The organism is Pseudomonas sp. 22085 (assembly GCF_052045815.1).
In the GTDB taxonomy this organism is placed as follows: domain Bacteria; phylum Pseudomonadota; class Gammaproteobacteria; order Pseudomonadales; family Pseudomonadaceae; genus Aquipseudomonas; species Aquipseudomonas glycinae.
On record NZ_JBQEQA010000001.1, the window covers coordinates 332,618 to 356,556 of the forward strand.

The following is a 23,939-nucleotide window of genomic DNA, read 5'->3' on the forward strand; positions in this document are numbered from 1 at the left end:
CTCAATCCAGAAATTCAGGTTTCTGTTTGCTCATATGGGCGGCCATGGCCACGCGCAAATCGTTGGATTGCAGCATGGCGGCGTTCCAGGTGGCAACGTACTCGAGACCGTCGTCAATGCGATGGTCACGCATGTAGCTGATCATTTCCTTGGTGCCGGTGACCGCGATCGGCGACTTGCCGGCGATGTCCCGGGCAATGTCCATCACGCCTTCGATCAAGCCGTCCTTGTCGCTGTAGACGCGATTGACCAGGCCGATGCTGCGCGCTTCTTCGGCGCCAAAGGTGCGACCGGTGTAAGCCAGTTCACGCAGCATGCCGTCACCGATGATCCGTGGCAACCGTTGCAGGGTGCCGACGTCAGCCGCCATGCCGATGTCGATTTCCTTGATCGAGAATTGCGCGTCTTCGGCGGCGTAGCGCATGTCGCAGGCGGCGATCAGGTCGATAGCGCCGCCCAGGCAATAACCCTGGATCGCCGCGAGTACCGGTTTACGGCAATTGTCGACCGCATTGAACGAGGCTTGCAGGGTCAGGATCTTTTTGCGCAGCAGGCGCGCATTGCGGCCCACGTCCTTGCCCAGCTCATTGGCCACGCCGGCCAGCATCATCAGGTCGATGCCCGAGGAAAAGTGTTTGCCAGCGCCGCTGAGCACCACCACCCGCACTTCGTCGGTGTCGTCGATCCACTGGAACACCTCGACGATTTCACTCCAGAACGCGGCGTTCATCGAATTGATCTTTTCCGGACGATTGATCTGCACATGGGCGATGTTGTCGGCCAGTTCGACGCTGAAGGCGGTGTATTGAGTCATGGCAGAAATCCTTTACCGGGCTGAAAATGAGGCCCGAACTATAACAAGGCATCAGCACGGCGGTTCGGCCAAATGCGGGACTCTAGCCGTTCTTCACCGCGACGAAGGCGGCGGTTTCGTAAGGCACCGTCACCACCTCCCTGCCCCGCAGCTGCGGCTCGCCGGCAATCAGTTGAGTAATCTGCTCGTCGATCTTCGCGCGCTGTTGATCGCTCAACGCGGCAATGAAACTGGTGGAGCGTACCCGGTTGAAAATCACATCTTCCGGCGAGCCTGTATGACCATGCTGAAAGTGCTGCGCCTGCAATGGCCCGAAACCCGGATGGGGAAAGGCCTTGCGCCACTCGCCGGTGTAGAAGCGCGGTGTATCGCCTTCCAGCGCATTGACGATGGCGTCCAGCTTGGGCACCCAGTCGATCCGGGTGTCGCGCAGGTTCCAGATCAGGCCCAGCTTGCCGCCCGGTTTGAGGACCCGAGCGATTTCATCCAGCGCCTCGCGACTGGCAAACCAGTGAAAGGCCTGCGCGCAGACCACGGCATCCACCGAGGCATCGGGCAACGGCAGATCCGTTGCCGTACCGCTGACGGCCAGCACCTGCGGCCAGGCCAGCGACAGTTTTTCCAGCATCTGCGCCACCGGTTCCACGGCGATTACCTGGGCGCCGGTCGTCACCAGCCGTCCGGTGAACTTGCCGGTGCCGGCGCCGAGGTCGATAACGGTCTTGTGGCCATCGAGGCCCAGTGTGCCTGTCAGCCAATCGCTGACCGCCGGCGGATAGTCGGGCCGGCCTTTGACGTAGGTGTCGGCGGCAGTTTTGTAGCCGCTGGCGGCCGCGTGGTGAACCTGATCTTTCATGGCCAAACTCCCATGGTAGAACTGCAGATCGACAACGAATGCTGACGAGCATAGCGCCGGAAAAAGGGCTTTCCTTTAACAAAGCCTGACAAAGCAATGAATAAATGTTCACCCTGTGGTGTTCAAAGTGAAACATGACCCCCTGTGGAGCCTTGCCCATGACTATCCGTTCCGTTATGTTCGCCGCCCCGTTGCTGGTGGCCGCCGTTTTCGCGAGCCCCCTCGCCTTCGCCAATGGCGATGAAGAGGCGCCGGTGCAGAAACCCAACTGCCCCAAAGGCCAGGTATTCGACACCAAGACCCAGAAGTGCGTGATGCAGACCAGCCATCTGGTGCCCGACGCCGACCGGACCGATTACGCCTACCGTCTGGCCAAGGCCGGCCGTTATGAAGAAGCCCTGGCCCTGCTCGACACGCTGGAACAACCGAACACCGCCAAGGCCCTCAACTATCGCGGTTACGCCACGCGCAAACTGGGGCGCACCGACGAAGGCATCGGTTATTACCTGCAATCGGTGAAGCTTGATCCGCAGTACGCGCAGGTCCGCGAATACCTGGGCGAGGCTTACATCATCAAGGGCCGCGTCGATCTGGCGCAGGAACAGTTGCAGCACATCCAGAAGATCTGCGGCACGACCTGTGAGGAATACCGGGACCTGGCCGAAGCCATCAACGATTCATCGAAAACCTGACACGACACGCGGAGGCGAACATTTTCAGCGATCAGGCCTTCAGAGCCGAACTCGGGCAACACCTGGCGCGCCTGTGGCGTTACGGCTTGCTGCTGTCGCGCAATCGGCACGTGGCCGAGGATCTGGTGCAAGCCACCTGCGTGCGGGCGCTGGAGCGTTCGGGGCAGTATGTGGCCGGCACACGCATGGATCGCTGGCTGCTGAGCATTCTGCATTCGATCTGGCTCAACGAAGTGCGCGCCCGCCGGGTGCGCCAGGGCCAGGGCGTGGCGGACGCCGACAGCCAGCTGACGTTCGATGGCGAATACGCCGCGCAGACCCACGTGATGGCGGCGCAGGTGATCCGCCGGGTCGATGCGTTGCCGGAAACCCAACGCGAAACGGTTTATCTGGTTTACGTCGAGGGGCTTTCCTACCGCGAAGTTGCCGAGATCCTGCAAGTGCCGATCGGCACAGTCATGAGCCGGCTGGCCACCGCACGCCTGAAACTGGCCGAATACCCGCCGCTGCAAGCGGTACCGAAGAGCCCCGCAGGAGATCGGCAATGAATGCGCCTTCCGACGAGCAACTGGTGGCGTATCTGGACGATGAACTGGACCGCGAACAGCGCAGCCAGCTCGACAGCCTCATCGCCGACGATCCGCTGCTGAGCCTGCGGGTGCAATGGCTGAGCCGCAGCAACCTGCCGTTCAAGGCTGCCTACGACGAACTGGCGCAACAGGCGCCGCTCGATCGCTTGCAGGCCCGGCTCGATGCCGCGCCGTCACCGCAGAAACCCGGTTTCAGCCGGCGATGGTTCATCGGCGCAGCGGCAGCGGGCGTGGCGCTTGCAGGTGTCGCGACGGACCGCTTGTTCCTGGCCTGGCAAACGCAGCAATCGCACAACTGGCGCGAACGGGTGGGCGATTACATGGCGCTGTATGTGCCACAGACCCTTGAGCACTTACCTACCGACGAGGCCTCGCAATTGGCGCAGTTGCGATCCGTCGATGTGCGGCTCGGCGTGAGTCTGTCGCCGGCGAAACTGAAACTGCCCGGTGCGCAGTTCAAACGTGCGCAATTGCTCGAGTACGACGGCGTACCCATCGCCCAGATGACCTGGCTCGACGCCACCCACGGCCCGCTGGCGCTATGCGTCACACGCACCAACAGCGGCAGCCAGCCGCTGGCCCATGAACGTCGGCACGGGATGAACGTGGTTTACTGGACCGAACGCGAACACGCCTGGATGCTGATCGGCCACCACCCGGCTTCCGAGCTGGAGGACATGGCAAAAATGTTTAAGACCCGGCTGAACGTTTAAAGAATTTTGTCACTATGCTGCTCGGGTGATTTTCCCAGAAGGATGGATTTATGCCGATTTCGCCACGTACAGCCCTGCTGGTCATCGACGTGCAGAACGACTTCATTCCCGGCGGCCAGTTGGCCGTGCCGGAAGGTGATTTGATTGTTCCGTTGATCAACCGGCTCGCCGGGCAGTTCAAGCAAGTGGTCATCGCACAGGACTGGCACCCGGCCGGGCATGCGTCGTTTGCCTCCAGCCACCCCGGTCGCCAGCCTTATGAGGTGATTCAACTGCCGTACGGCGAGCAGACGCTGTGGCCGGATCACTGCATTCAGGGTTCACGCGGTGCCGAGTTTCACACGGGACTCGATCTGCCCCACGCGCAATTGATCATCCGCAAGGGCTGCAACCCGGACATCGACAGTTATTCGGCGTTTCTGGAAGCGGATCGCGTCACGACCACGGGCCTGGCCGGTTATCTGAAGGAACGCGGTATCGACACGGTGTACATGGTCGGTCTGGCGCTGGATTTCTGCGTGATGTTCTCCGCACTGGATGCACGGGCGGCGGGGTTCAACACGTTTGTGGTGCTGGATGGGTGTCGGGCAATCGACATGAACGGATCACTGGCATCGGCGATCGAGCGGATGCAGGTGGCCGGGGTTGGATTGATCCAGTCCACTGAACTGCTTTGACCGACGTGCTGATCGTTCCCACGCTCCGCGTGGGAATGCATACGGTGACGCTCTGCGTCACAAAGGACGCGGAGCGTCCTGGGCGGCATTCCCACGCAGAGCGTGGGAACGATCAGCGCTCTGAGTGGGACCTCAGCGATCATCAAGTCGGGGTAGGCAGCCAAAGTCTGAACCGCGCCCCACCCAACGGCGAACCTTCCACCGTCAACGTCCCGCCCTGCGCCTCCAACGCCCGCCGGCTGATCGCCAGCCCCAGGCCAAACCCGCCGGTCGCCCGATCGCGGCTGCGGTCCAGTCGATAGAACGGCTCGAAAATCCGCTCCCGCTCATCTTCCGGAATGCCGATTCCGTCATCGTCCACCCAGATCTCACAACCCTTCGGACAAACCTGCACGCCAATCTGAATGCGCTTTTCGCAGTAGCGCATGGCGTTGCGCAGCAGGTTCTGAATCGCGCGGGCCGTCAGGCGCGGGTCGAGGGAAAAGCGTTCCAGCTGATTGTGCAGCAGCACATCGATGACGATTTCCGGGGATTCCAGTTCTTCATCGACGCTGCCCAGAATGCTGTCGATGAACTCGTCCAGCGACACTTCGACCTGCTCCGGCAACTTCGCCGGATTCTGCAGGCGACTGTAGGACAGCAACTCCAGCACCAATTCATCGAGTTCACGAATATGCGCGACCAACCCTTGCAGGCGCTCGCGGCTGGCTTGCGGCAAGTCGTCGGACAGCGCCAGCGCCAGGCCGAAGTCCAGGCGGGTCAGCGGCGTGCGCAGCTCGTGGGACACGGCGTTGAGCAGATCCCGTTGCTGATTGAGCAGGTTTTCGATATCACCGGCCATGGTGTCGAACACGTGGGCCAGGCTGCCGATATTGGAACTCGGGCCGATTTGCGTGCGCTCGCTCAAATGGCCCTTGCCGAAGCGTTCGGCCGTGCCCTTGAGGCGTTCCAGATCACGCCAGTGCGGACGAAACCAGAGCAACAGGCACGCCAGCAGGCTCGCGCCGATCAGCACGTTGATGCTCCAGTACAACAGACTCACGTCCATCGGATCCGGCGGCACCACCATCTGCACCGCCATTTCGTCGTTCAGTGGCGTGACCGCCAGCGTGCGCCAGCCCCAGTCGCCCACCCGCACCATGTTCTCGCCGCGCCGCAGCCGCTCTTGCTCGATGGCGGTGAAGCCGGGGTCATCGATACGGGCGAGCACGATGTGCAGCGGCTGGAAATCCTTGTCCATCGACGCCGCGAGTGCCGGCCACTGATCCTGCGGCACCGCGCGAAACTGCTTGGTAATCAGCGATTGCAGGCCTCGGGAATAGTCGAGGTTGTAAGTGACGAATCGCTGCTTGAACGCCATCACTACCAGATCCGGCACCAGATAGATCGCCGCACTGTAGGAGACGATCGTCACCAGATAAAGGCGAAACAGGATTCTGAACATCGAATCAGCATTCCCACTCGGAACGGCTGAACAGATAACCCTTGCCCCACACGGTCTTGATCTTGCGCGCCTCGCCGGCGTGGTCGTCGAACTTGCGCCGCAGCTTGGAAATCGCCACGTCCACCGAGCGGTCGGTGCCGTTGAATTCGATGCCGCGCAGGCGTTGCAGGATCTGGTCGCGGCTCAGCACTTCCCCGGCATGACGAGCCAGCACCACCAGCAGGTTGTATTCGCCACTGGACAGTTCAACCGGCTGTTCGCGCCAGGTCACCGTGCGCTCCGACAGGTCGATGCACAGGTTGCCCATCAGAATCCGGTCGTTGGCGGTCATCGGCTCACCAAGGCTGCTGCGCCGCAATAAAGTGCGTACCCGCGCCAGCAGGACGCGCGGCTCACAGGGTTTGGTGACGTAATCGTCGGCGCCCATTTCCAGGCCCAGCACCTGATCGTGGCTGTCGTCGCGGGCGGTGAGCATCAGGATCGGCAGCGTTGCCGAGTCGGCGCGCAGCAGGCGACAGACCTGCAAACCGTCGAGGCCCGGCAGCATCAGGTCGAGAATCACCAGATCCGGCGGATTGAGCCGCGCCCGTTCGCGCACATGGTCGCCACGACCGATCACGCTGACGGAGTAACCGTTGCGCTCCAGGTAGCTGGAAATCAGTTCGGCGAGGGCGGTGTCGTCTTCGACCAGAAGAATGTTGGGCATTGATGATCCAGAAAGTGCTGTGGCGACTGGCAGGGCCTCTTCGCGGGCAAGCCCGCTCCCACAGGTCCAGTGTGAAAACAGATGTTGTGAAAACCAACAATCACTGTGGGAGCGGCGGTGCGACGACTCGACTTGCCCGCGAAGGCGGCTTATCTGTCGCAATAAATATCAAGGCGTAAAGGATATACGCCCTCACTCGTCCCCGAGCAAAACCCTTACACAATTTCACACAGCACCTACAAAGCTTCACCGCTACCCTCTGCGACTGTCCGTAGGATGCGCAGATCAATATTGGGGGTTGTACATGTCGAAGAATCTGCTGGCTGGGCTCGGCCTGATCGCATTGGCGCTGACGCTGAGTGCCTGTGATAAATCCTCCAACGCCGAGGAACAGGCGCCGCCGGCCACCGTGCGGATCGAAACCCTTGAGGCGCGCCCCCTGTCGATCAGCAGCGAACTGAGCGGGCGGATTGCCGCGCCGCGCATTGCCGAAGTCCGCGCCCGGGTGGCCGGGGTTGTGCTGCAACGCACCTACCGCGAAGGCAGCGACGTGAAAAAAGGCGATGTGCTGTTCCGCATCGATCCGGCACCGTTCAAGGCTGACCTCGATAGCGCCGAAGCCGCCCTGCGCAAGGCCGAGGCCAACGCGTTCCAGGCGAAGTTGCAGGAGCAGCGCTACGCCCAGTTGATCGACGACAAGGCCATCAGCGCTCAGGATTACGACAACGCCCGCGCCAATGCCCGGCAGACTGCCGCTGACGTTGCCGCCAACAAGGCAGCCGTCGAGCGCGCGAAGCTGAACCTCGGTTACGCCACCGTCACCGCGCCGATTTCCGGGCGCGTCGGCCGTGCCTTGGTCACCGAAGGTGCGCTGGTCGGCCAGAACGAAACAACGCCCATGGCGCTGATCCAGCAGCTGAACCCGATCCACGCCGACCTGACCCAGTCGACCCGCGAACTCAACGAGTTGCGCCGGGCATTCCGTTCCGGCCAGTTGCAACAGGTCGGCCAGGATCAGGTCAAGGCCACGCTGATCCAGGACGACGGCAGCCTTTATCCGCTGCCGGGCAAACTGCTGTTCAGTGACATTACGGTCGATCCGGGCACCGGTCAGATCATCCTGCGCAGCGAGTTCCCCAATCCGGATCTCGATCTGTTGCCGGGTAGCTACGTTCGCGTGCGTCTGGAGCAAGGCGTGATCCAGCATGGCCTGACCGTGCCACAACGCGCGGTGCAACGTGACAGCGCCGGTGTGGCGCAGGTCCTGACCGTCGACGACCAGATGCGCGTCGCCCAGCAACCGGTACAGCTCGGCGCGGTACAGAACGACCGCTGGATCGTCACCGGCGGCCTCAAGGCCGGCGACCGCATTGTCATCGAAGGCCTGCAACACGCCCGTCCGGGCGAAGTGGTGCAGATCGACGACACCCCTCTTCCACTTGCCCAGACCTCTGGTCAGTAAGCAGGACGCTCTTCTATGCCGCAGTTCTTTATCGACCGCCCGGTGTTCGCTTGGGTCGTCGCGCTGTTCATCCTGTTGGCCGGTGCGCTGGCCATCCCGCAACTGCCGGTGGCGCAATACCCCGATGTCGCGCCGCCGCAGATCGAAATCTATGCCGTGTACCCGGGCGCCTCGGCGCAGACCGTCGACGAGAGCGTGGTCAGCCTGATCGAGGAAGAGCTCAACGGCGCCGATCACCTGCTGTATTTCGAATCCCAGAGCAGCCTGGGTAGCGCCACGATCAAGGCGACGTTCCAGCCGGGCACCAACCCGGAGCTGGCGCAGGTTGATGTGCAGAATCGCCTGAAGGTAGTCGAGTCACGCCTGCCGCAAGCGGTCAATCAGCAAGGTTTGCAGGTGGAGAAAGTCTCCGCCGGTTTCCTGTTGCTGATCACTTTGACCTCCAGCGACGGCAAGCTCGACGACGTGGCACTCAGCGATTACCTGGCGCGCAACGTGATGAACGAGATCAAGCGCATCGACGGCGTCGGTAAGGCCCAGTTGTACGGCGCCGAGCGGGCGATGCGGATCTGGGTCGATCCGCAGAAGCTGATCGGCTTCAACCTGACACCGGCCGACGTCAACGCCGCCATCGTCGCGCAGAACGCCCAGGTCTCGGCCGGCAGCATCGGCGATCTGCCGAACCCGAGCACTCAGGAAATCACCGCGACGATTCTGGTCAAGGGTCAGCTTTCGACACCGGAAGAGTTCGCCGACATCGTGCTCAAGGCCAACCCGGACGGTTCCACCGTGCGCATCAAGGATGTGGCGCGGGTCGAGATCGGCAGCCAGGAATACCAGTTCGGCACCCGTCTTAACGGCAAGCCGTCCACCGCCGTCGGTGTGCAACTGTCGCCGGGTGCCAACGCCCTCAGCACCGCGACCTTGATCCGGGCGAAGATGGATGAGCTGTCGCGCTACTTCCCGGCCGGCGTGGAATACAAGATTCCTTACGACACGTCGCCATTCGTGAAGGTCTCGATCACCAAAGTGGTCTACACCCTTGGCGAAGCGATGCTGCTGGTATTTGCGGTGATGTTCCTGTTCCTGCAGAACATCCGCTACACCCTGATTCCGACGCTGGTTGTGCCGGTAGCGTTGATGGGTACTTTTGCGACGATGCTGGCGCTGGGCTTCTCGATCAACGTGCTGACCATGTTCGGCATGGTGCTGGCCATCGGCATTCTGGTGGACGACGCCATCGTGGTGGTGGAGAACGTCGAGCGGATCATGGCTACTGAAGGCCTGTCGCCGAAAGAAGCGACGCGTAAGGCGATGACCCAGATCACCGGCGCGATCATCGGCATTACGCTGGTGCTTGTCGCGGTGTTCATTCCGATGGCCTTCATGCAGGGTTCGGTGGGCGTGATTTACCGGCAATTCTCACTGTCGATGGCCACCTCGATCCTGTTCTCGGCGTTTCTCGCCCTGACCTTGACCCCGGCGTTGTGCGCAACGCTGCTCAAGCCGATCGCCAAAGGCGAACACCACGAGAAAACCGGTTTCTTCGGCTGGTTCAATCGCCGCTTCGAGCAGTTGACCGATCGCTATCAGGGCTGGGTCGGCTACGCACTGAAACGCACCGGTCGCTATCTGCTGATCTACGTTGTATTGCTGGTGGGTCTGGGCCTGTGCTTCGCGCGCCTGCCCTCCTCGTTCCTGCCGGTCGAGGATCAGGGTTACACCATCACCGACATTCAACTGCCACCCGGTGCGAGCAAGAACCGCACAGTGCAGGTGGTCGAGCAGATCGAAGCGCACAACGCCAGCGAACCGGGCGTGGGCGACAGCACGGTGATTCTCGGGTTCAGCTTCTCCGGCAGCGGCCAGAATGCTGCGTTGGCGTTCACCACGCTCAAGGACTGGTCGCAGCGTGGCAGCGACGACTCGGCAAGTTCGATTGCCGACCGCGCCAACATCGCCCTCAGCCAGATCAAGGATGCCGTGGCCTTCGCCGTGCTGCCGCCGCCGGTGGATGGCCTCGGCACGTCCAGCGGCTTTGAGTTCCGCCTGCAGGATCGCGGCGGCCTCGGTCATGCAACCTTGATGGAAGCGCGCACCCAACTGCTCGCCGCCGCCGAGAAAAGCCCGATCCTGATGAACGTGCGTGAAAGCGCGCTGGCCGAAGCCCCCCAAGTACAGCTGGAAGTGGACCGCAAACAGGCCAATGCGCTGGGGGTTTCGTTCGCAGACGTTGGCAATGCGCTGTCCACCGCCATCGGCTCTTCGTACGTCAACGACTTCCCCAATCAGGGGCGCATGCAACGGGTGGTCGTGCAGGCTGAAGGTGATCGCCGAAGTCAGGTCGATGACCTGCTGAAAATGCACGTGCGCAACGACGCCGGGAAAATGGTGCCGTTGTCGGCGTTCGTCAAAGCCACGTGGACTCAAGGCCCGGCACAATTGACCCGCTACAACGGCTACCCGGCGATTTCGATTTCCGGCGAACCAAAACCCGGCCACAGCACCGGCGAAGCCATGGCGGAAATTGAACGGCTAGTCGCACAAGGCCCGAAAGGTATGGGTCAGGAATGGACCGGTCTGTCGCTGCAGGAACGTTTGTCCGGCAGTCAGGCGCCGATTCTGCTCGGGCTTTCGCTGCTGATCGTGTTCCTGTGTCTGGCTGCGTTGTACGAGAGCTGGTCGATTCCGACATCGGTGTTGCTCGTTGTGCCGCTCGGTGTACTCGGCGCAGTGCTGGCAGTGACCCTGCGCGGAATGCCCAACGACGTGTTCTTCAAGGTCGGCCTGATCACCATCATTGGTCTGTCGGCAAAGAACGCGATTTTGATCATCGAATTTGCCAAGAGCCTGTATGACGAAGGTCATGACCTGATTGACGCCACGCTTCAAGCGGCGCGCCTGCGGTTGCGGCCGATTGTGATGACTTCGCTGGCGTTCATTCTGGGTGTGGTGCCGTTGGCAATTGCCACGGGCGCGAGTTCGGCGAGCCAGCAGGCGATTGGTACCGGGGTGATTGGCGGGATGATTACGGCCACATTGGCGGTAATCTTTGTGCCGGTGTTCTTCGTAGTCGTGATCAAACTAGTACGCAGGTTCGCCAAGCCTGATTGATTGACCATTCCCTGCGCGGTGGCCACAGGTCGCCGCGCTGGGCTAAGGTGTCTGAACCACCCTGGCCCATTGAGTCCCCATGCGCTTCCTTGCCCGCACCCACCCTCGTCTTTCCGCCGCCGCATTGTTCGGTCTTGCCGTCGGCCTGCTGGTCCCTGCCGACTCGGTCATCAGCAAAATCCTTATCGGCTGGAACGCCGGCGTCTGGACCTATCTGCTCCTGATGTTCTGGCTGACAGCTCGCGCGAAAGCACCGGACGTCAGACGCATCGCCGAAGTCGAGGATGAAAATGCCGGGCTGGTGTTGTTCGTTGTGTGCATCGCGGCGCTGGCCAGTCTGGCGGCCATCACCCTGGAACTGGTCGGCAGCAAGGACCTGCAAACTTCCCACAAGCTCCTGCACTACGGCTTTACCGCGTTGACGGTGATCGGTTCATGGTTGCTGATCGGGGTTATCTTCAGCGTCCACTACGCCCGGCTGTTTTACACCTGGGACGGCAAGGAGCCGGCGCTGCGCTTTGCCGAAGGCCTGACCACGCCCAACTATTGGGACTTTCTGTACTTCTCGTTCACCATCGGCGTGGCGGTGCAGACGGCGGATGTTGGCGTGGCCACGCGGGAGATCCGCAAGATCGTGCTGGCGCAGTCGTTGATCGGGTTTGTGTTCAACACCGCGATTCTGGGGTTTTCAATCAACATCGCCGCCGGCTTGTTTGGATGAGTTGCCCAAAACATCAGTGTTTTCGTCGGTTTTGAATGAAAACCTCAGAATGAAAACCGAAATAAAGGAAGTCTAAAAAATCACAAAAATAAACGGCTGTAAACTGTCAACTCTGACAGTTTACAGCCGCATCCTCTTTGAGCTTCCATACAACATCCAGAAGTAGGACCGGTCAGTCTTTGGATGACTCTTACCATTCTGTATGGAGATAAACTCATGAGCTTCGCAGCCCGAGCCTACGCGCCAACGCTTACCGCACAACCGTACTTGTCGGCCACCATCAATGGCGATGCCAATCCAGGCTTCAGACACGTCAAGATCCCGCCATTCAAAGAATTTCGCTCAACCTCTGTGCCTGTACTCGAGTTAAAAGCGTTTCCCGATGGTCTGTTTTACTGGCTCAGAGCCGGGCACACAGAAAATGGAATGACACAGACAATCGAATTTGTCTTTTCCTCGAAGCCCGCGCCAGGAACGGCTTCACTATCCAAGAATATGGACGATGTCCGAGTGACCTATAACTCCAACCCGGTGAACGGTGACCTACACATGGCCGAAAGCGGTACCATCACATTTCAATACGATGAAACCGAAAAAAACCTGACCGCAACGTGGACGGGTTTGTTTGATCATGGCGGTTCAGATGGTGACAATGTGTTTCCGATCTCTGGAGAGTTCCTCGTTATCGTTGACCTCAGCAAGATCCGAAGATAACTCGCCCAACAGCCCATAAAAAAAGGAAGCTTTCAAGCTTCCTTTCTATTTCGACCCCATTCAGAAGTTATAACTCAACCCCACACTCCCCCCCAGCTCCTGGTCAACTTTCGTACCTCGACTGGTGCCAACCTCCGCATAAACCTGCCATTTTTTGTTGACCGGAACCCAGTTCATTCCCCCGGTCAATTCCAGGCTGGTACTGGACAAGTCATTATTGAAACTGGTGTCGTTGACACTGACGCGGTTGTTATTGACGAACTCGTGGCTGACAGCGGCACGGAGGCGTGGTTGCAGCTTGCTGCCATTGTCCAGCGTGAGCTCACTCCCCACCGTCATCCCGACCTTGCCGAGTACCGAACGAGTCTCGTCGCTGTCTACTTGCAAGCCATTGTCCAAGTGGTAGCGCTTGCCCTCAACGGCTGCCAAACCTATTTGCGTGGAAGGCTCAATGAAATAACCGTGGTCCAAGGGAATGTGCTTGCCGACTTCCACGGTCCCGCTCAAACCCAGGTTTTTGAAGTTGCCTTTGGTCCGAGTGTCGTCGCTCAAGGTGACTTTGACATCGTTATTGAACCGGTTGATCTTGCCGACGGTATCCACGTAATAACCTGTCGCTTGATCAAACCAGGTCAAGTAAAGACCTGCATAACCACTGTCAATCGTACCGGAACTGCCTCGCGCCAAATCCAGACGCGTGTTGCTGTAGCCGCCAAAGACACCGATCAACCATTGGCCGTCCCAAAATGGCAATGCTTTGTCCACCCCTACCGAGACACCTGTCTGGTGTTGATTGAAACCGTTACCGTAAGCGCTCTTTACGTTGTACTGATTACCGTAGGTTCGAATCCAGAGACCGGATGACGAATCTTGAGCATTCGAGCTCAATGCCCCTTCCGATTGTGCCCTGGGCTGAGTGCCGGCCATGCGCCGGTCTCCGAGGCGAGTATTGAGGGTGGTCATCTCGGATTGAATGACCGTGGGCACCGTTCCGGAGATCGCAAGAGCGGTTTGAGAACCCGTGCTCGGTGTGGTCCCATCGGGTTGCAGATACAGCCCTTCGCCCTCTCTCACCAGCTTGTAGGCCAGGGCGCCAATATCGACTTGTCCACTTTGCAGGGAAAACTGCGCATCTCCGGAAGCGATGTTCCCCACTTTGATCAGCGCCCCACTGGCGGGCTCGCTGGCGGTAGCCTCCACCACCAAACCATGCTGGCCCGTTGCCGACTCTGTGACATTCAAAAAATCCGTCTGAGCAGTACCCACGTCCGTGCGCATAAAAAACTGACCGTTGCCCGATAAGGTGGCTATATCCAGCTGACTATAGGCCTGGTCTGTTCCAAAACGCACTGTACCGCCCTGCATGTCCAGGCGCGCGACCGAGTTACTGCTACCGGCCATGTTCCATTCGGCACCACGGCTGACCGACATGCTGCTGACACCGGAAACAGCACCCGTGAATCGGGCATTGTTGTCCAGCACCACCGCTCCCGCACCGGTGCCCTGGATCTTACCGGTGAGAACGCTTTGGGTATCAAGCTTTACCGAATCGACATTGATCAGGTTGCCATCCAATGTCGCGGCGTTTCTCAACGAAACGCTGGCGACGCCCCCCTCAGCGACTTCGATGTTGCCGGACAATTTACTGTTGTCGACCTGGAACTGAGCAGCGGCTCCATCGACTACTTCGAGGATATTGCCATTACCCCCGATCAAACGAGAGCCGTTGTTGACATCGATCAGCACTGGCTGACCAGCAGGTGTTGCCAAATCGACAGTAATTGCCGCGCCACTGAGCCCCTCGACGGTCGCGTCATCCAGTATTAAATGACTTCGACCAGTGACATCACCGGGATTGGCTACGGTGTCCTGCCCGAAACTGACCCCGTTGAGACCGCCGGTAATCTTGCTGCGGGCACTTACATTGGCATTCCCGCCAAACAGGGCCAACCCGATACCGTCCGCATCCGTTGCGCTCACTTGAGTATTGATCAGATTCAATGTGCTGAGTGAAGTCACCGCTGCACCGAATGTCCCGCCATGCAAAGTACTGCCAGTGACAGTGGCGGTAGATCCCACAGGGGTCAGCAGATCCCGGGCCAGCGTCAGTGCAGCGCCCTGGCTGATCAACGTGCTGTTCGAGAGGGTGGCCAGGCTGTCAGTCAACGCCAGCGCAGCTTCAAAACCTGTGCTGGTAACAGTTGATCCGCTAAGGTCGACTCGAGCGCCTGCCGACGCATCAATCTGTGATGTCGTGGCGTTATCGCCATTGAGAGCGCCGCCACCGACTTGAATATCCAGTGCACTGGCGCCGTTGATATTCAGCGTAGCGGTCGTGGGAACAAACCAGGCTTCGGGTGTAGCGCCTGTGGAAACGGTCGCCACCTCTCCCGGTTGAAGATTACGGGCATTAGCGGGCTCTGAAGTGGTCATTATCACCACTGCATAAGTGAGCACACCAGTAAATTTCATGAACGTCAATCCCGGTATCTTTTCAAACTTCATAACAACTACTCTCTGAGATTTGTCGGGACGGGAGAACGACGGTTCGCAGCATGGATCCATCAGACGTCCGTCATTGGCGGCGTCGGAGAATACCTACAACTTCGAATCATCTATGTAGGACTAATCCTTTTTACAGGTAGGGTTCATCCCTGCCGAATGAAGAGCTATCAGCAATTTCGAAGACAGAGCAACCGCATTCGCCGGGAGAGCACTGTTCTCCCGGTGAATGCAGCCCTGGCATTGATGCTATGGCTCTGGATCCCAACCCGGCTCTGATTCGCAGTACAGGAAGTCTGCGTTGAGCAAATAGACCGTCATTTCCGTTACACCGGATGTAGGAACTGTCGGTGTCGAATACCAGACTTTTACATAACCCGCGTAGAAGTCTGAAGGATCCGGAGTAGCGGGTGGAGGCCTTGGTACATCCCGGATCACCGGATCATAAGGCCCGACATCAAAAATCATCCCGGCGATCAATTCAGACGCGTTGATATTCCGGGTTTCGGTGTACTCCGTCTCGGACGGTGCCGGCGTTTGATAATCCTCCGTCCGGAATCCGCGCCAGTTGAACGTGATAGGCATACCGTCGACAAAGTGGTTGTTTGGCGGAATACGGAATCTGGCCACATGATCATCGGCCGATACGGTCAGGCTTTCGCAAATAATGAACGGATCGGCAGTCCCGTCTGCAGGCGGCCGATCAAACTCTGGCGGATCAAGATTAATGACCACCGTATTGACCGTCACCTCGGTTTCGGCCGAAGTTTGAATGTTGTTGCGACCGGGATTCTCATATACCCACCAAACTTTCTTCTTCCCCAGACCGCCGGCATCGACAATGGGATAAGGCAAAGGGAGTTCAATCTCTGTATTGATATTTGTAACGTCCATCGGCATTGAGCCGACGACGACTTCGCCCGCATCTCCGAGGAAATACGCGGTGACCAGATCACCCGGTTCCGGGTCTGGAAAGGTGTCACCTGGAGTAGCAGGTGATACATCAATGTATATCGTGGCCGTCTGATTGGCATCATGTGGGCCCAGCACGTTATCGGTAACAGGGGCTTGTCCCCGCACGATAGCCTTCTGGAACTCGGGATTGACGACTGGAGGTGGAATAAGTGGGTCGACGGTATAAGGCGGGTGCGTCGAGAAGTCAGTGTTTGCTCTCGTATCCACCTCACTGACAGACACTAAGTTACGCATCAAATCGGCTTTGACCTGAACAGGCACCTCGTAATTCGCGCCGGTCTGATTATCGAAATACTCTTTGCTCAAAGCGGCCCATGGAATAGTGAAAACCAGTTTGTTCAGGGTGCCGAACTCCAGGTCCTGGGCAGCCTGACTTCCCCATTTCAGGCTCACCTCATCATCATTGAGTGCGTTCACCGGCCGATCGACTTCGACAGTAACACCTGCACGCGCATCGTTCAGGTCGATCAGACCGTCATCGTTTGTCGGTACGCGCAGTGGCCCCAATGCGGGCAGCGGCTGAAAGCGAGTGTTTTTGAAATTTACTGACCAAGCACTTTTGTTGCCTGCAGCATCAATAATCATGAACCAGATGAAAGCCCTGCCGCTGGTGATCTTCCTCAACTCGGCAATCGGAATCCGCACCTCGCCATCGACGGGCATGGCACCTTCGAAGAAAGGCGGTACCTGCGGAGGATTGGTTCGTTGATTGGCGAAATACAGCTGCACGTGGTCATCCGGTTGAGCATTGGGATATGTGGTGTCGATGGCAACCCTCAACCCCATTGCGCTTTCCGGCTTAGCTGCCCACGCATCGTCCAGATCGCCATCGGCATTGGGAAATGACACTCTCGGGGCTAATTTGACGCCGGGCCTTTGTCCAGGATTGGGCGGAGTCTGGATCGGTTTTTCTTGCCAGGGTGCCGTGCGGTCAATCCGATACGGCACGAAATCCGAAGTCAACGCGTTCAGGCCACGTTCATAGTACACGCAGCGCACCCAGAACGTAGTCGGGCCGGGGGGTGTTGCGTCCTCCCCCAAATGTTCCGTGGGCACTGAATACGGAAATTTTTCCGGTCGTTGCGCCATATCCGGCAGGGTCACGCGTGGCAGCCTTGTGTAGTCTGCGGGGGTCGGAACGGTAGGCGGCTGGGTTCGAGTTATATCTATTGCCACCTGATCGCCATTTTGCCGGTTATCAGGAACGGTTGTATCCAGTAATAGCTGAAGCGGCCCGCCCACCGGAATGGCAGTAACGGGAACGATATCCCCGTCAGGGCCTCGGCCATCTGGCAATTCAGGTAAAGGAGCAGAAAGGGTCCCACCACCCTGCCCCGCGGTTCCAGTTTGAAAACTTGTCATGTGTGTTCTCCAGTACTCTGAACAATGGATATCAATACTTCCTTCATCGACAAGGGCGTTATCGCCGACAGCAGTCGTCTTTCTGTTACAACAACATGTTTATTTCATCCAGCTTGCATCCGAACAAAAACCACTCGTGCCAGGAATCACTCTGTCTATTTTCACCAGCCCCGTAAAAGAACTGAATTCTGGAATTCCATTTCGCACTAACAGATACTTAGCCGTCGCTGAATGGTTCTCACGCATAGGTTCGATGTGTGCAGCGAACGGTCTTATTACAATCAAGACCGGCCGTTTGTTGGCCACATCCGTTACCGGAGCGGTAAAAAAAAATTCGGGGGTTAACGCAGCTCCCGATCCATTCAACGAATTCCATCCCTGCCAGGCAAGACTGATCACATCGCCTCGCTGAAACAGATCATTGAATGGAATCAGAATGCGTATTCCCTCCCAGATAAATAAAGCATCTGGATCCAGAGGGTTGTTTTTTTTACAGCCTATATATCCCCAAAGAGTTGCATCGGGAAAGGTTGCTTCTTTCAATAACTGAGGTGGCGGTGTAATCCCAAACGTCAGGCGCCGTGGTTGCGACGTTGTCTGGTTGACCGAGCGCACGGTGTAATAAATTTCAAATGTAGGCAGATCGGGAAGCAAATCCGGCCTGACTCGAATATGAAATTCGGGGGCATAGTCGGCAGCACCATATTCGGCCCATGCAACGAAATTCGGATTGCCGACGATAAAGATCTCGACACGATCAATACGCGTATTTGGAAGTGTAGGAAACGCTGGCCAGATATTGATGATGCAGACAATTCCGTTTTGCTTCGCATCCGGCGGCAATGTCCCGGCTGGATCCAACGGGTCGACGCCTTCGAATCCAGGCAGATCGAGTAAAATGCCTGCGAAGAGATCGTTGCTTGTGGCGCGGGGATCATCTGCTGACATGGATCACTTCTCGCTCTTCATTCGCCCTTCACGTGCAAGAAATTAAGCGCCCGTATCCCGTGGTTGCCTACTGTCAGATCTGACAGGTAAAACCACCGTCCGTCGGAAACCGTGAAGCAGATTCAACTTCATTCCCAAGACATCAGTTGACGGCTGCCATATAAATGGTGTCTTCTGAAACCGGTTTCAGACAATAAGAAGACCCATCCGTGAACGAATTCTCCGCCGCCCAGCGCAGCCGCGTGACCATGCTCGACGTTGCCGAACACGCCGGTGTGTCCAAGGCCAGCGTCTCGCGTTTTATCGGCGATGACCGCGCTCTGCTCTCCGATGCCATTGCCCAGCGCATCGAGCAGGCGATTGCCGAACTCGGCTATCGCCCCAATCAAATGGCCCGAGGCCTGAAACGCGGCCGCACGCGCCTGATCGGCATGCTGGTGGCCGATATCCGCAACCCTTATTCGATTGCCGTGATGCACGGCGTGGAAACCGCCTGCCGCCGGCACGGTTACAGCCTGGTGGTGTGCAACACCGACCGCGATGACGAGCAGGAACGTCAGCACCTGGCGCTACTGCGCTCCTACAACATCGAAGGACTGATCGTGAACACCCTGGGCCATCATCGAGATGAACTGGATGAGTTGAAGCGGGAAATGCCGCTGGTACTGGTGGATCGCAAGGTCGAAGGGCTGAACAGCGATATGGTCGGGCTGGACAACCCGCAAGCCGTCGAAATGGCGCTCGAACATCTTCAGCAGCGCGGCTATCGCGATGTGCTGCTGGTGACGGAGCCTTATGACGGCACCAGTTCGCGGGTTGAGCGGGTCAGCAGTTTTCAGCAGCAGATTGGCCAGCGCGAAGACATGCGTGGTGCGGTGCTGGAAACCGGTTCGAGCCTTGCGAACGATCTTCAAACCTTTTTGAACACACCTGATAACGGCCCGAAAGCCTTGTTCTGCGCCAATGGCGTGGCAGCGCTCGCCTGCACCCTGGCTTTACGCGAGATTGGCTGCCGGTTGTTCGAGGATGTCGGGCTGATCGCGCTGGATGATCTGGACTGGTATCCGTTGGTGGGCAGCGGGATTACCGCCCTCGCTCAGCCGACGGAGGAGATTGGTGCGCGGGCGTTTGAGTGCTTGCTCAAGCGGTTGCGTGGGGATGATGAAGCGGCGCGGACGCTGGATTTTGCGCCGGTGCTGATTGAGCGCGGTTCGACCCAAGGGAAATCGGCTGACTGATCTGGCCCCATCGCTGGCAAGCCAGCTCCCACAGGTAATCGGGTGTACTTAAGTTTCGTGAACGATCCCGTATCTGTGGGAGCTGGCTTGCCAGCGACGAGGCCCGAAAGAACGACACACAATTTACTGATTTTTTTTGAACAAAAATGAAACCGGTTTCAGAGGTAGATAACAATGAATAAACCTGCCGTTTCCATCAGCCTGTCCAGCTACGGTGCCGATCTTGTTCGCCGCAATGGTCAGGCTTCGTTCATCGAAGTGTTGGCCGCTGCCGGCGCCCATCGCATCGAATGGCGCGAAGAACTGCTGACCAACGAAGTCCCCGAACAACTTGCCGCCGCCACACAAGCCGAAGGTCTGCAAAGCATCTATTCCTCGCCCACCGAACTGTGGCTGGCCGGTCAATCAAGGCCCAACCCCGAACTCATCACTGCGTTGCAGAACGCTGAAGCGTTCGGCTCGAAGTGGCTGAAGGTTTCCCTTGGTTTCTTCACCGACAACAACGATCTGCAGACGCTGGGGCAAATCCTCGCGCAGAGCCCGGTGCAACTGCTGGTGGAGAACGATCAGACCTTGCACGGCGGGCGCATCGAACCGTTTCAACGTTTCTTCGCGGCCGTCGAGCAACACAACCTGCCGATCAAGATGACCTTCGACATCGGCAACTGGCAGTGGCAAGACCAGTCCGCCATCAGCGCCGCACGACTGTTGGGCCGTCACGTCGGTTACGTGCATTGCAAAGCCGTGGCCCGCCGCGCCGACGGCAAACTGGTGGCCGTGCCGCCCGCCGCCACCGACCTGCATCTGTGGGAACAACTGCTGCGGCACATGGCCCAAGGGGTCATGCGCGCCGCCGAATACCCGTTGCAGGGCGATGACCTGGTGCAAGTCACCACCGAACACGTCGCCGCCCTCGCCCGCCTCGGTCAGTCCCGCCTGGAGCCTGCTCATGTCTGAGATCGATATTCTGTCGTTCGGCGAAACCATGGCCATGTTTGTCGCCGAACAAAGCGGTGATCTGGCCTGCGTCGAGCAGTTTCACAAACGGATTGCCGGGGCCGACAGCAACGTTGCCATAGGATTGTCGCGCTTGGGTTTCAAGGTGGCGTGGCTGAGCCGTGTCGGAGCCGATTCACTGGGACGCTTTGTCGTCGAAACCCTGGCCCGCGAAGGCCTGGACTGCAGCCATGTCGAAGTCGACAACGCTCACCCGACTGGTTTCCAGCTCAAGTCGCGCAACGATGACGGCAGCGATCCGACGGTCGAGTACTTTCGTCGTGGCTCGGCGGCCAGTCATCTGTCGCCGCAGTCGATCACCCCGACACTGCTCGGCGCCCGGCATCTGCACGCCACCGGGATTCCGCCGGCGCTGTCCGGGTCGGCACGGGAAATGTCCCGTGAGCTGATGACCCGCATGCGCAATGCCGGGCGCAGCGTGTCGTTCGACCCGAACCTGCGCCCGAGCCTGTGGGCCAGCGAGCGGGAGATGATCACCGAGATCAACCGACTCGCCGCTCTCGCTCACTGGGTTTTGCCGGGGTTGAGCGAAGGCCGCCTGCTGACCGGATTTGAAGACCCGGCGGATATCGCCGCGTTCTATCTCGATCAGGGTGCCGAAGCCGTGGCGATCAAGCTCGGGCCTCAAGGTGCGTATTACCGCACCCACCTGGATCAGGGATTTGTCGCCGGGGTGCCGGTCGAAACCGTGGTCGATACGGTGGGCGCCGGCGATGGATTTGCGGTCGGGATGATCAGTGCCCTGCTGGAGCACCGGAGCTTTCCCGAGGCGGTCAGTCGTGCCAACTGGATTGGCAGTCGGGCGGTGCAGAGCCGTGGAGACATGGAGGGTTTGCCGACCCGATCCGAACTTCTAGCTCATCGTTCCCACGCTCCTGCGTGGGAATGCAGCCCGTGACGCTCTGCGTCACATGGGACGCGGAGCGTCCCCGGAGGCATTCCCACGCAGAGCGTGGGAACGAGCAACAACCAATCAATTGAACCTGCTGCGACAAAAACAACAAGCTCAGGAGCAAGACCATGAAAACCGCAACCCTCGCCACCCGCCGCTGGTGGTACATCATGCCGATCGTGTTCATCACCTACAGCCTGGCGTACCTGGATCGCGCCAATTACGGCTTCGCTGCCGCCTCCGGGATGGCCGCCGACCTGATGATCACGCCGGGCCTGTCCTCGCTGCTCGGCGCGCTGTTCTTCCTCGGTTACTTTTTCTTCCAGGTGCCCGGCGCGATCTACGCGCAAAAGCACAGCGTGAAGAAGCTGATCTTCGTCAGCCTGATTCTCTGGGGCGGGCTCGCCACGCTGACCGGCGTGGTTTCCAACGCCTATTGGCTGATCGTCATCCGCTTCATGCTCGGTGTGGTCGAAGCGGCGGTGATGCCAGCGATGCTGGTGTACCTGTGCCATTGGTTCACCCGTGCCGAACGCTCGCGAGCCAACACCTTCCTGATCCTCGGCAACCCGGTAACGATGCTGTGGATGTCGGTGGTTTCGGGGTATCTGGTGCAGCATTTCAGCTGGCGCTGGATGTTCATCATCGAAGGCCTGCCGGCGGTGCTCTGGGCGTTTATCTGGTGGAAGCTGGCCGATGATCGTCCGGCCCAGGCCAAGTGGCTCAGCGATCAGGAGAAGCACGATCTGGAAAGCGCTCTCGCCGCCGAACAGGTCGGGATCAAAGCGGTGAAGAACTACGCAGAAGCTTTTCGTTCGCCGAAGGTGATCATTCTGGCGCTGCAATTTTTCTGCTGGAGCATCGGCGTCTACGGCTTCGTGTTGTGGCTGCCATCGATCCTCAAGGCCGGCGCGCAGATGGACATGATCGAGGCTGGCTGGCTGTCGGCCCTGCCCTATCTGGCGGCAGTGATCGGCATGCTGCTGGTGTCCTGGGGCTCGGACAAACTGCAAAAGCGCAAACGCTTCGTCTGGCCGCCGCTGCTGATTGCTTCGGTGGCGTTCTACGGCTCCTACGCCTTGGGCGCTGAGCATTTCTGGTGGTCGTACACGCTGCTGGTGATTGCCGGCGCCTGCATGTACGCACCCTACGGGCCGTTCTTCGCCATCGTCCCGGAGATTCTGCCGGCCAACGTTGCCGGCGGCGCCATGGCGCTGATCAACAGCATGGGTGCTCTCGGTTCGTTCGGCGGTTCATATCTGGTCGGTTACCTGAACAGCTCCACCGGTTCGCCCGGCGCTTCGTATCTGTTGATGAGTGGCGCGCTGATGCTCTCGGTGGTGCTGACGATTTTTCTCAAGCCCGGCGCCAGCGACCGGGTGACGGCCAAGCGCGTCGCACCGCGTCCGCAGCCGGCCCATTCCTGAATTGATGGAGAGATGACTGCGATGAAAAAGCAGGTTGTGCTGTACAAAAAACTGTCGCCGGCACTGATGGCGCGCCTTGAGGAACAGGTCGAGGTGACGCTGATCGACAGCCTCGACGCCGACGGTCTGATGAAACTGCGCGACGCCCTGCCCGGTGCTCACGGATTACTCGGTGCGAGCCTGAAACTCGACGCGTCGCTACTCGATCTGGCGCCGCAGCTCGAAGCGATTTCCAGCGTCTCGGTGGGTGTCGACAACTACGACATCGACTACCTGACCCGGCGCAAGGTCCTGCTGACCAACACCCCGGACGTGCTCACCGAAACCACCGCCGACACCGGATTCGCACTGATCCTGGCCACCGCCCGGCGCGTGGTCGAACTGGCGAACATGGTGCGCGGCGGCCACTGGCATCGCAGCATCGGCCCAGCGCATTTCGGTACAGACGTGCACGGCAAGACGCTGGGCATCATCGGCATGGGGCGGATCGGTGAGGCGTTGGCGCAGCGCGGGCATTTCGGGTTCGGGATGCCGGTGATCTATCACAGCCAGTCGCGCAAACCGGCGGTCGAGGCGCGCTTCGATGCGCAGTACCGCAGTCTTAAGGACCTGTTGCAGCAGGCGGATTTTATCTGCCTGACCCTGCCGTTGACGGCGCAGACTGAAGGTTTGATCGGTGCTGAACAGTTTGCGTTGATGCGCCCGGAAAGCATCTTTATCAACATCTCACGGGGCAAGGTTGTAGACGAGGCGGCAATGATCGACACCTTGCGGCATAACCGGATTCGCGCGGCGGGGCTTGATGTGTTCGAGCGCGAGCCGCTGAATCATGACTCGCCGTTGTTGCAGCTGAACAACGTGGTGGCGACGCCGCACATGGGTTCGGCGACCCATGAGACGCGCGAAGCGATGGCGCGGTGTGCAGTGGAGAATCTGTTGGCGGCGTTGGCCGGTGAAAAACCCGCCAACCTGGTGAATCCTTCACGTTGATCGTTCCCACGCTCCGCGTGGGAATGCAGCCCGGGACGCTCCGCGTCCCTTCCAGAGCTGGAACGCGGAGCGTTCCTTGAGGCAT

General features: G+C 59.2%; 20 protein-coding genes. 13 read left to right on the forward strand and 7 right to left on the reverse strand.

The genetic code is table 11. The annotated features are described in order from the left end of the window. Window position 1: 1 nt before the first annotated feature. On the reverse strand, window positions 2-814 hold the full coding sequence (locus ACTJK7_RS01385; RefSeq protein WP_011334292.1) for a crotonase/enoyl-CoA hydratase family protein: 813 nt from the start codon (window positions 812-814) through the stop codon (window positions 2-4). An 82-nt stretch (window positions 815-896) separates the two neighbouring features. Then, window positions 897-1,670, reverse strand: coding sequence for a methyltransferase domain-containing protein (locus ACTJK7_RS01390; RefSeq protein WP_440779587.1), 774 nt, complete (start codon window positions 1,668-1,670; stop codon window positions 897-899). 158 nt (window positions 1,671-1,828) lie between these two features. On the opposite strand from ACTJK7_RS01390, the gene ACTJK7_RS01395 reads away from it, so the two are divergent. The 4 genes from ACTJK7_RS01395 (at window position 1,829) to pncA (ending at window position 4,342) form a co-directional block, all read left to right on the forward strand. Beyond that, window positions 1,829-2,362: a tetratricopeptide repeat protein gene (locus ACTJK7_RS01395; RefSeq protein WP_108562097.1), complete on the forward strand. Its 534-nt coding sequence runs from the start codon at window positions 1,829-1,831 to the stop codon at window positions 2,360-2,362. Window positions 2,363-2,424: 62 nt separating this feature from the next. Continuing rightward, window positions 2,425-2,910: a sigma-70 family RNA polymerase sigma factor gene (locus tag ACTJK7_RS01400; protein WP_373874627.1), complete on the forward strand. Its 486-nt coding sequence runs from the start codon at window positions 2,425-2,427 to the stop codon at window positions 2,908-2,910. Continuing rightward, the gene (locus ACTJK7_RS01405; RefSeq protein WP_108562101.1) at window positions 2,907-3,665 is read left to right on the forward strand and encodes an anti-sigma factor family protein; all 759 of its coding nucleotides are present in this window, start codon (window positions 2,907-2,909) and stop codon (window positions 3,663-3,665) included. The genes ACTJK7_RS01400 and ACTJK7_RS01405 overlap by 4 nt, the downstream gene beginning before the upstream one ends. Window positions 3,666-3,715: 50 nt before the next feature. Further along, on the forward strand, window positions 3,716-4,342 hold the full coding sequence (pncA, locus tag ACTJK7_RS01410) for a bifunctional nicotinamidase/pyrazinamidase (RefSeq protein ID WP_108562103.1): 627 nt from the start codon (window positions 3,716-3,718) through the stop codon (window positions 4,340-4,342). Between the two features lie 142 nt (window positions 4,343-4,484). Here the strand turns inward: pncA and ACTJK7_RS01415 are convergent, their stop codons facing one another. Together ACTJK7_RS01415 and ACTJK7_RS01420 are read right to left on the reverse strand one after the other, a co-directional pair. Continuing rightward, a complete protein-coding gene (locus tag ACTJK7_RS01415; RefSeq protein ID WP_108562105.1) occupies window positions 4,485-5,786 on the reverse strand; it encodes an ATP-binding protein in 1,302 nt (433 codons plus the stop codon). A 4-nt stretch (window positions 5,787-5,790) separates the two neighbouring features. After that, complete coding sequence (locus ACTJK7_RS01420; protein WP_007960391.1) at window positions 5,791-6,492, reverse strand: response regulator transcription factor; 702 nt, start codon at window positions 6,490-6,492, stop codon at window positions 5,791-5,793. Between the two features lie 304 nt (window positions 6,493-6,796). Here ACTJK7_RS01420 and ACTJK7_RS01425 point away from each other — a divergent pair, with 304 nt between their 5' ends. The 4 genes from ACTJK7_RS01425 (at window position 6,797) to ACTJK7_RS01440 (ending at window position 12,503) form a co-directional block, all read left to right on the forward strand. Further along, the gene (locus ACTJK7_RS01425) at window positions 6,797-7,954 is read left to right on the forward strand and encodes an efflux RND transporter periplasmic adaptor subunit (RefSeq protein WP_011334302.1); all 1,158 of its coding nucleotides are present in this window, start codon (window positions 6,797-6,799) and stop codon (window positions 7,952-7,954) included. A gap of 15 nt (window positions 7,955-7,969) precedes the next feature. Beyond that, window positions 7,970-11,068, forward strand: coding sequence for an efflux RND transporter permease subunit (locus tag ACTJK7_RS01430; RefSeq protein ID WP_108562107.1), 3,099 nt, complete (start codon window positions 7,970-7,972; stop codon window positions 11,066-11,068). Between the two features lie 79 nt (window positions 11,069-11,147). Continuing rightward, window positions 11,148-11,789, forward strand: coding sequence for a DUF1345 domain-containing protein (locus ACTJK7_RS01435; protein ID WP_440779584.1), 642 nt, complete (start codon window positions 11,148-11,150; stop codon window positions 11,787-11,789). 216 nt (window positions 11,790-12,005) lie between these two features. Then, a complete protein-coding gene (locus ACTJK7_RS01440) occupies window positions 12,006-12,503 on the forward strand; it encodes a hypothetical protein (RefSeq protein WP_064381459.1) in 498 nt (165 codons plus the stop codon). Between the two features lie 60 nt (window positions 12,504-12,563). Here ACTJK7_RS01440 and ACTJK7_RS01445 read toward each other — a convergent pair whose 3' ends face one another. From ACTJK7_RS01445 to ACTJK7_RS01455, 3 genes are all read right to left on the reverse strand, one after another. Continuing rightward, complete coding sequence (locus tag ACTJK7_RS01445) at window positions 12,564-15,008, reverse strand: autotransporter outer membrane beta-barrel domain-containing protein (protein WP_440779582.1); 2,445 nt, start codon at window positions 15,006-15,008, stop codon at window positions 12,564-12,566. A 246-nt stretch (window positions 15,009-15,254) separates the two neighbouring features. After that, window positions 15,255-17,342, reverse strand: a complete 2,088-nt coding sequence (locus tag ACTJK7_RS01450; protein ID WP_199912974.1) for a hypothetical protein — start codon at window positions 17,340-17,342, stop codon at window positions 15,255-15,257. Window positions 17,343-17,441: 99 nt separating this feature from the next. After that, window positions 17,442-18,290, reverse strand: a complete 849-nt coding sequence (locus ACTJK7_RS01455; protein WP_108562113.1) for a hypothetical protein — start codon at window positions 18,288-18,290, stop codon at window positions 17,442-17,444. A gap of 209 nt (window positions 18,291-18,499) precedes the next feature. Between ACTJK7_RS01455 and ACTJK7_RS01460 the strand changes: the two genes are divergently transcribed. The 5 genes from ACTJK7_RS01460 (at window position 18,500) to ACTJK7_RS01480 (ending at window position 23,854) form a co-directional block, all read left to right on the forward strand. Further along, window positions 18,500-19,528, forward strand: a complete 1,029-nt coding sequence (locus tag ACTJK7_RS01460; RefSeq protein ID WP_108562115.1) for a LacI family DNA-binding transcriptional regulator — start codon at window positions 18,500-18,502, stop codon at window positions 19,526-19,528. Between the two features lie 174 nt (window positions 19,529-19,702). Continuing rightward, entirely contained in the window at window positions 19,703-20,485 is a 783-nt protein-coding gene (locus ACTJK7_RS01465) for a sugar phosphate isomerase/epimerase family protein (RefSeq protein ID WP_108562116.1), read from the forward strand. Beyond that, a complete protein-coding gene (locus ACTJK7_RS01470; RefSeq protein ID WP_108562119.1) occupies window positions 20,478-21,443 on the forward strand; it encodes a sugar kinase in 966 nt (321 codons plus the stop codon). The genes ACTJK7_RS01465 and ACTJK7_RS01470 overlap by 8 nt, the downstream gene beginning before the upstream one ends. A 122-nt stretch (window positions 21,444-21,565) precedes the next feature. Then, window positions 21,566-22,864: an MFS transporter gene (locus ACTJK7_RS01475; RefSeq protein WP_108562121.1), complete on the forward strand. Its 1,299-nt coding sequence runs from the start codon at window positions 21,566-21,568 to the stop codon at window positions 22,862-22,864. A 21-nt stretch (window positions 22,865-22,885) separates the two neighbouring features. After that, a complete protein-coding gene (locus ACTJK7_RS01480) occupies window positions 22,886-23,854 on the forward strand; it encodes a 2-hydroxyacid dehydrogenase (protein WP_108562123.1) in 969 nt (322 codons plus the stop codon). Window positions 23,855-23,939 lie beyond the last annotated feature (85 nt).

What these genes read in the sequence shown, in the direction of transcription:
- ACTJK7_RS01415 (WP_108562105.1), bottom strand. Translation starts at nt 5,786, where the DNA reads ATGTTCAGAATCCTGTTTCGCCTTTATCTGGTGACGATCGTCTCCTAC.
- ACTJK7_RS01390 (WP_440779587.1), bottom strand. Translation starts at nt 1,670, where the DNA reads ATGAAAGATCAGGTTCACCACGCGGCCGCCAGCGGCTACAAAACTGCC.
- ACTJK7_RS01435 (WP_440779584.1), top strand. Translation starts at nt 11,148, where the DNA reads ATGCGCTTCCTTGCCCGCACCCACCCTCGTCTTTCCGCCGCCGCATTG.
- ACTJK7_RS01425 (WP_011334302.1), top strand. Translation starts at nt 6,797, where the DNA reads ATGTCGAAGAATCTGCTGGCTGGGCTCGGCCTGATCGCATTGGCGCTG.
- ACTJK7_RS01385 (WP_011334292.1), bottom strand. Translation starts at nt 814, where the DNA reads ATGACTCAATACACCGCCTTCAGCGTCGAACTGGCCGACAACATCGCC.
- pncA (WP_108562103.1), top strand. Translation starts at nt 3,716, where the DNA reads ATGCCGATTTCGCCACGTACAGCCCTGCTGGTCATCGACGTGCAGAAC.
- ACTJK7_RS01450 (WP_199912974.1), bottom strand. Translation starts at nt 17,342, where the DNA reads ATGACAAGTTTTCAAACTGGAACCGCGGGGCAGGGTGGTGGGACCCTT.
- ACTJK7_RS01470 (WP_108562119.1), top strand. Translation starts at nt 20,478, where the DNA reads ATGTCTGAGATCGATATTCTGTCGTTCGGCGAAACCATGGCCATGTTT.
- ACTJK7_RS01430 (WP_108562107.1), top strand. Translation starts at nt 7,970, where the DNA reads ATGCCGCAGTTCTTTATCGACCGCCCGGTGTTCGCTTGGGTCGTCGCG.
- ACTJK7_RS01475 (WP_108562121.1), top strand. Translation starts at nt 21,566, where the DNA reads ATGAAAACCGCAACCCTCGCCACCCGCCGCTGGTGGTACATCATGCCG.
- ACTJK7_RS01440 (WP_064381459.1), top strand. Translation starts at nt 12,006, where the DNA reads ATGAGCTTCGCAGCCCGAGCCTACGCGCCAACGCTTACCGCACAACCG.
- ACTJK7_RS01480 (WP_108562123.1), top strand. Translation starts at nt 22,886, where the DNA reads ATGAAAAAGCAGGTTGTGCTGTACAAAAAACTGTCGCCGGCACTGATG.
- ACTJK7_RS01420 (WP_007960391.1), bottom strand. Translation starts at nt 6,492, where the DNA reads ATGCCCAACATTCTTCTGGTCGAAGACGACACCGCCCTCGCCGAACTG.
- ACTJK7_RS01395 (WP_108562097.1), top strand. Translation starts at nt 1,829, where the DNA reads ATGACTATCCGTTCCGTTATGTTCGCCGCCCCGTTGCTGGTGGCCGCC.
- ACTJK7_RS01465 (WP_108562116.1), top strand. Translation starts at nt 19,703, where the DNA reads ATGAATAAACCTGCCGTTTCCATCAGCCTGTCCAGCTACGGTGCCGAT.
- ACTJK7_RS01455 (WP_108562113.1), bottom strand. Translation starts at nt 18,290, where the DNA reads ATGTCAGCAGATGATCCCCGCGCCACAAGCAACGATCTCTTCGCAGGC.
- ACTJK7_RS01405 (WP_108562101.1), top strand. Translation starts at nt 2,907, where the DNA reads ATGAATGCGCCTTCCGACGAGCAACTGGTGGCGTATCTGGACGATGAA.
- ACTJK7_RS01445 (WP_440779582.1), bottom strand. Translation starts at nt 15,008, where the DNA reads ATGAAGTTTGAAAAGATACCGGGATTGACGTTCATGAAATTTACTGGT.